This is a genomic window from Rhizobium sp. CNPSo 3670, assembly GCF_057784555.1.
On sequence record NZ_JBXSOL010000071.1, the window covers coordinates 1 to 6,514 of the forward strand.

At 61.1% G+C, this 6,514-nt stretch carries 6 protein-coding genes; 3 read left to right on the plus strand and 3 right to left on the minus strand.

Features of this window, described 5'->3' with window-relative positions; all coding sequences use genetic code 11:
* The coding region (locus AC13QO_RS29590) for an ATP-binding cassette domain-containing protein (protein WP_488542732.1) at positions 1-1,404 on the minus strand (1,404 nt) is incomplete at its 3' end.
* Positions 1,405-1,560: 156 nt separating this feature from the next.
* Positions 1,561-2,904 (minus strand): adenylate/guanylate cyclase domain-containing protein, encoded by a 1,344-nt coding sequence (locus tag AC13QO_RS29595; RefSeq protein WP_488542733.1) that lies wholly within the window; start codon positions 2,902-2,904, stop codon positions 1,561-1,563.
* A 976-nt stretch (positions 2,905-3,880) separates the two neighbouring features.
* Between AC13QO_RS29595 and AC13QO_RS29600 the strand changes: the two genes are divergently transcribed.
* Positions 3,881-4,204: a DUF736 domain-containing protein gene (locus tag AC13QO_RS29600; RefSeq protein WP_085780892.1), complete on the plus strand. Its 324-nt coding sequence runs from the start codon at positions 3,881-3,883 to the stop codon at positions 4,202-4,204.
* 345 nt (positions 4,205-4,549) lie between these two features.
* Positions 4,550-4,717 (plus strand): hypothetical protein, encoded by a 168-nt coding sequence (locus AC13QO_RS29605; RefSeq protein ID WP_285196208.1) that lies wholly within the window; start codon positions 4,550-4,552, stop codon positions 4,715-4,717.
* 81 nt (positions 4,718-4,798) lie between these two features.
* Here the strand turns inward: AC13QO_RS29605 and AC13QO_RS29610 are convergent, their stop codons facing one another.
* Entirely contained in the window at positions 4,799-5,104 is a 306-nt protein-coding gene (locus tag AC13QO_RS29610) for a WGR domain-containing protein (protein WP_488542734.1), read from the minus strand.
* Positions 5,105-5,602: 498 nt separating this feature from the next.
* On the opposite strand from AC13QO_RS29610, the gene AC13QO_RS29615 reads away from it, so the two are divergent.
* Positions 5,603-6,085 (plus strand): hypothetical protein, encoded by a 483-nt coding sequence (locus tag AC13QO_RS29615; protein WP_285196393.1) that lies wholly within the window; start codon positions 5,603-5,605, stop codon positions 6,083-6,085.
* Positions 6,086-6,514: the final 429 nt, after the last annotated feature.

A 6,514-nucleotide genomic window follows, 5' to 3' on the forward strand; every position in this document is an offset into this window, starting at 1 on the left:
CTGGCCGCCGGAAAAGCTGTGCGGGTAGCGGCTGAGGTAACGCTTGTCGAGGCCGATCGCGCCCATCAATCCCTCGACCTTGCGCTTGCGTTCGGCGCTGTCGCCGCGGTCGTGGATCTCGAGCGGTTCGCTCAGGATGTTGCGCACCGTCATGCGCGGCGAGAGCGACGAGACCGGATCCTGGAACACCATCTGGATCTTGGTGCGCAGTTCCTGCAGCTCGGCGCCCTTGGCGGCCAGCACGTCGATGACCTCCTTGCCGTCGTTGAACACGACAGCGCCGCCATCGGGGGTGACGGCGCGCATCAGAATCTTGCTGAGCGTCGTCTTGCCGCAGCCGGATTCGCCGACGAGGCCGAGACATTCGCCGCGGCGGATGTCGAAGCTGACATCGTCGACCGCATGCACGACGGCGGCCTCGTGCTTGCCGAACAGGCTGCGCCTACGGGTCCTGAAGGTCTTCGACAGATTGGCCACGGAAAGCAGCGTGCCCGGGGTTTCGGCCTGCAGCGGCTTTTTCTTGCCGACCAGCGTCTCGAGATTGACCGGCACGTCGCGCAGTGCCTTCAGCCGCTCGCCGGGCTTCATGTCGAAATGCGGCACGGCGGCCATCAGGGCCTTGAGATAGGGATGCTGCGGGTTACGGAAGATCGCCTCGACCGGCCCGGCTTCCATGATCTCGCCGTGATAAATGACGACCACCTCGTCGGCCATATTGGCGACGATGCCGAGGTCGTGAGTGATGAGCAGCATCGCCATGCCGAGCTTGGCCTGCAGATCGCGCAGCAATTCCAGGATCTGCGCCTGGATCGTTACGTCGAGCGCCGTCGTCGGCTCGTCGGCGATCAGCAGCGCCGGCTTGCAGATCAGCGCCATGGCGATCATCGCGCGCTGGCGCATGCCGCCCGACAGTTCGAAGGGATACATGTCGTAGGTGCGGTGCGGATTGGAGAAGCCGACGAGGCCGAGCATCTCCTCAGTCCTGGCGCGCGCCTCCTGCTTGTCGACGTCGGTATGGATCAGGAGCACTTCGCTGATCTGGTTGCCGACGGTGTGCAGCGGCGAGAGCGAGGTCATCGGCTCCTGAAAGATCGTCGCCATGCGCTTGCCGCGCAGATCGCGCATCTCTTCGCTGTCGCGCGGCAGCGACAGGATATCGGTCGTGCTGCCGTCGAGCGGATCGGTAAAGAGGATGCTGCCCGACGCTTTCGCTGGATTGGGCAGGATGCCCATGATGGCCTGGCTGATCACCGATTTGCCGGAACCGGACTCACCGACGAGAGCGGTGACCTTGCCCGGAAGAATGCGGAGATTGGCTTCTTTTACGACACGCAGGCGGTCGCCGAAAACCGAGAAGGAGACGTCGAGATTCTCAATACGCAACAGATCGGCAGCGGACGCCATACCAATGAAATTCCCCAGTCTTCTATGTTCCCGTTAAGGCAACACTATCGTACCGCAAACGGGGTGTCTAGCTGATGACAATCAAGGGGAAATTGCCGCGTTTCACCATCTCTGTCCGGAAGAAACACGCCATTTCGGCGGCCGCAACCTGGCGTTTTACTGAATGAACTTCTCCATACTTGTGCGTTTGACCTGTTTCTTGGCATCGCGGTGCAGGAGAATGACCTGTTCGGCTTCGGAAAGTCCGTTCTGCACGGCCTCGCGGAAGTGTTCGTCGACATGGATATCCGGGGCCGGGGCCCGTGGCTGCAGTACCGTCACCTTCTGGCGGATGCCGCGCAGCTTCTCCTCGCCGAGGGTTGTCCATTCGCCGCCGCAATAGGCGGCGAAAGCCTGGCTGGCGACGACCTCGCGGCCGTATTTCTTGGTCAAGATCTGCAAACGCTGCACCTCGTTGACCGCCGATCCGAAGGCGGAGAAGGTCAACCGGTCCTTGAGGCCGACATTGCCGAACATGACGTTGCCGACATGCAGGCCGATGCCGTAACCGATCCTGGCTAGACCCTTTTCCTCCCGGTCGCGGTTGAGCTCGGCCACCCGCGCCTGCGCTTGGTGGACGGCAGAAAGTGCTGCCTCGCAGGCCATTTTGGAGGGGTCCTTGTGACGTCCGCAGGGGTAGACGGCGAGGAAGCCGTCGCCGAGGAAGCTCAGGATCTCTCCGCCATTGCGGTTGAAGGGGGCAGCGATCGCATCGAAGAACTGGTTCAGCGTGTCGATATAGGCCTGCCTGCCTTCCTTTTCGGCATACATGGTGGATTCGCGCATGTCGCCCATGACGAGGGCCGCACGGATCGTTTCGCCGTCTCCGCGGCGGATCTGGCCGTTCAGCACCCGCTTGCCGGCGTCGCCGCCGAGATAGGTGGTCAGCATGTTGTTGGCGAGCTTGCCGAGCACCGCCATCTTGGCGGCGACCGCCAGATGGTTCTGCATCCGGAGCAGCGCGTCGATCATGTCGTCGGTAAAACCGTTATGATGGTCGGTCGACCAGGAGCCCATCATGCCTTGCACCGAATCGTCGCCGAAGGGCTGCACGAAGGCGAGATAATCGGTCATCCTGTCCTTGCGCAGATCCTCGAAGATCGGGAATTCGGCCGGCCCTTCCTGCATCAGCCGCCGGCGGATGTGCTGCAGGTTGTTGTCGAGCAGGTAATAATAGGGGCTCTGCAGGAAGCGGTCTGGCTTCTGGCCGGCGGGCATTCGGAAGCCCTCGATGGTGACGCCGCTGGCGCGCCGCCAGGTGAAGCTCAGCGCATCATAGAGCGGATGTAGCATCGAAAAGGTCAGGTGCACGCGCGCGATGGGCAGGCCGGCGGCGGCAAGTCTTTCGCAGAAGCCGCGCACGATGTTTTCGAGGTCGTCGCCGGCCAGCGAGGAATGCGTCAGCCATTCGGCGACCCGGTCCAACAGGATGGAGGACACGCTGGATTCGATCGTGCTCATTCTCGGTATGATCCTCATAAGGCACGCCATCCCCAAGAGCCAAAAATCCCCTGGCCGACGCATTTTCATGCGCAGGTCACAAGGAAATCAGGATGTACGAGCGGTAATATTTGTCAACGATCTGCCGAAAGCCCGGCAGCGGCGTCCTTCAATTCCCCATCTCGGAGGACCGGACGGGCAGTCCTTTCATAGCCGTTCATTATCAAAAGTCAAAATAGGGATGCTGCAAATGCGAAACAATGGGAGCCGAATTTTTTGTGCGCCGAAGTTGCAGCAAAGGCGACCGCCGGGACATTTCGGCCACACCCCCCGGAGGAGGGGTCTAAATACCGCCCGAGGCCGCCAAGAATGCCCGGGGACGGGAGCGCCGGTTGGCCGCCAAGGCACAATAGCAGCCCAGCCAGGCTGGCATCGAGATGGCGGGCTGGCTGTTGCTGCTGACGTCGCTCACAGCCGACGACTGGCCGCCGAACGGCTCGCCTCGGCCTATCGGCTGCGATGGCAGATCGAGCTGAGCTTCAAACGCATGAAGTCGCCGATCGCTTGGAAGACCTTCGCGCAAGGGATGCCGACCTGGTCCGCCTGTGGATTAACACCGCCCTGCTCGCCGCGCTGCTGGCGAAAGACGACCTGCCGACGCTCGATTCGAGGCGCCGGACACTCTCCCCTTTTGCTCGAGCCGATCGAGCTTGCCGATCCGGGGTCTCGTCGGCATCTCTATCGCCGTCTTGCACCGCGCCACTGATCCTCGCCCTCTTGCTCAGCGCAGAATTGGGCTGCCGTGATGGTTGTCACCGGCTTCGGTCGCCGTTCAGGACCATTCCCGTTCTCTTGTGTCGCCTTTCTAAGGGACCGGCCGCCATCAGCGTCAACCCGCAAGGGGTTCCCCTGAGCTGGCGCTCCGGTGACGCCTGCGGCTCGGCCCCTTCTTCGGACGCCATCGGGAATGGTCCCGAGCAACCGAAGGAGACATACAATGGCAACCACCATCGCAACCCTGACGCAGAAGACCGACGGCAGCCTTGAAGGCATCTTTGCCACCATCCGGGTCAACGCCCCGATCGCCATCGTTCCCAACGCCAGCAAGGCGAGCGACGACGCACCCGACTACCGCATCATCCACCGCAAGACCGGCTTCGAAATAGGGGCGGCGTGGAACCGCATTGCCCGCCAGACCGGCGAGGAATATCTCTCCGTCAAGCTGGAGGCCCCTGAGATCGGCGTGATCTTCGGCAACGTCGCCCAGGCTCCTGGCGGTGATCCCGGCAAGAAAGTCATCCTCTGGAACAGCCCGAACTGAAGAGCGACTCGAGCGGCCCCGAGCAATCGGGGCCGCCTTCGCCGTTTCGCGATTTGTTACGCGCGGTATCGGGAGTGAACGCGGGCATCGAGCCCGCATTCACTCCTCCTGTCGTGCCACACGAGACCAAGGACTGCCTGCTCAGATATCCGAGTCTGCCGTGAGGCTCGTGCCGCCTCAAGGACTTCGCGGCCCCTCCAATTTTCAGCCGGCGCCCTGAAAGGCACCGTCAGAAAATCGGTTCCTCCGCTCGCCGGCTCCGCCGGTCGCTGACGCGATCCTTGACCCGGCCCGACCCCCACGACCCGGGGCGTCATCTTTCACATCATTCAGGAGATGACGACGATGACGATTGCACTCGAAATTCAGGTTGAAGAACTGCGCGCCGAGCTCAGGAACGCCGATCCGGCCGAGCGCCGCCAGATCGAAGCGGAGCTGGAGATCGCTCAGGCCGAACTGACTGTAGCGATCGCCGAACAGGAGGGCACCATCGATGCTGCGCCACCCTTCTGAGGGCGGCGTTTGCCATCCCGCCTGGGTCGGCACGCCGGATCGGCCGGCGCGTCGACCCGAAGCTGCGCTTGACACCAATGATCACGGGCTAGGATCAGAAGTGTTTCCGCAGAAAGCCCAGGCCATGGGTTCACATCGTGCTTTCGTGTTCGGTCCATAACCACGTGCCCGTTTTGATCGGAGAAGATCGAGGAACATATGAACGGCATCCTCTTCCTTGTCGAAGTGATGCACCATGGCCTGGCCGGTCGTTCCGATGCGTCCCCATCGCCGCGTCAAGCAGGGCGTGCCGAATAGCGTCGGTTCGATCGTAAGCACGTAGAAGCGCGCCATATTTTTGGTCGCGTCCATGCGTTCGATATAGAGCTGATACGGTTGAGCGAGCATGACGGAAGAATCGCCGGTTCCGGCTTTTGCGTCCAACGACACTTGTGAATCGGTCGACCCACACCGATTCATTTTCATGATGATTATCGAAGGTTGGGAATTTGGATTCGGGCGAGGCGGCCAATGGTCGCCGGGGGCTATTCGCTTCGATCACGCAAGCCCACAAGCGACCTCCCCCTCCGGTCGCGCCGCTCTCGTTGGATGATGTGAGCGAATGATCGCCGAGGGGTTCTATCCTCGATGCGTCTCCCGCCGGCTCACGCCGGAAGCGGTCGCGGCCCCTTCGGGTCCGCGGGTCTTCTTCTCTCTGACGTCCTATTTTACTCCAGCAAATCCGGCGTCAAGGACGGCGCGGTCTCCCCCAATTTTTCCGCCGCTGCGTTTCACTGCGCTCTGGAAAAATCGGTTCCCCCGCTTGCAAGCCGCGTTCCGCGGTCCTTGACCCCTCTTTGCAACAGAGGCGCCGATCTCCGTCATCAAGATGAAGGAGATCCTATTATGACAACCGATCAGAACCTCATGCTCTACACCAAGCTTGCCGGTTTCCGACTCGTCGTCCTGGCAAACCGCTTCGGCTGCGACAGCAGCTTCTCGCGCGAGCTTCACGATCGCCTGGTCGATGGACTCGAGGCGGCAATTGATCGGATCCACGTCATCATGGAATTGCAACGGAGGGCTCTCATCGGGGACGATGAATTCGCCGAATATCAGCTGGAGGGTGAGAACGAGATTTTCCGGCGCTTCACCATCAATCTGCTGGACGACCTCGAAATCGATCGCGACACGCACGAATTCAGCGTCAACGGCGCCGATTGGGTGAACGCTTGGGCTGTCGACGACACTGGCATCGATACCAACTATCCCAAACTCGTTGCGCTGATCGCGGACGAACTCGGCTCGCTGGCGCCAATCATCAAGGATATCACGTTAGCAACCGGCATACCCGTCTATGTGGCGCGTGCCGTTCAATGGGCCGGGTAGCAGCGCCCAATTCTGGTGATTCGCAAACAAAGCGGCCCCTCAGTCGGCGGTCGTCTCTAAAGCGGAATTGATCGTTTTGTATCCACCCTATCCAGCGAAGAACAGGATGTGAATGGAATTGAAGTCTTGGCCGCAGATCAGGAGCGATGGCTTACCGCCCAGGGCCAACCGCTATATTCATGTAAAGCTTCCGATCAGAGTTAGAAAGTAAGCATAGCTCGCCATGGCCGCCATGCGCCATTGCCGGCCATCCCCAGCCGTTGCACCGCTATACTAACTAGAATAAAATAGTTAAATAGGCTATCTTGCATCGACCCCAAAACGTCGCAGCCGGAGTTCCGGCCAGGCGCCCATGTTCCGGAAAAGCGGCATCGGCCCTCCGGTCCGATCGGTTCGAGGGCGCAATATACGTCGCTGGCGCGACGTGCT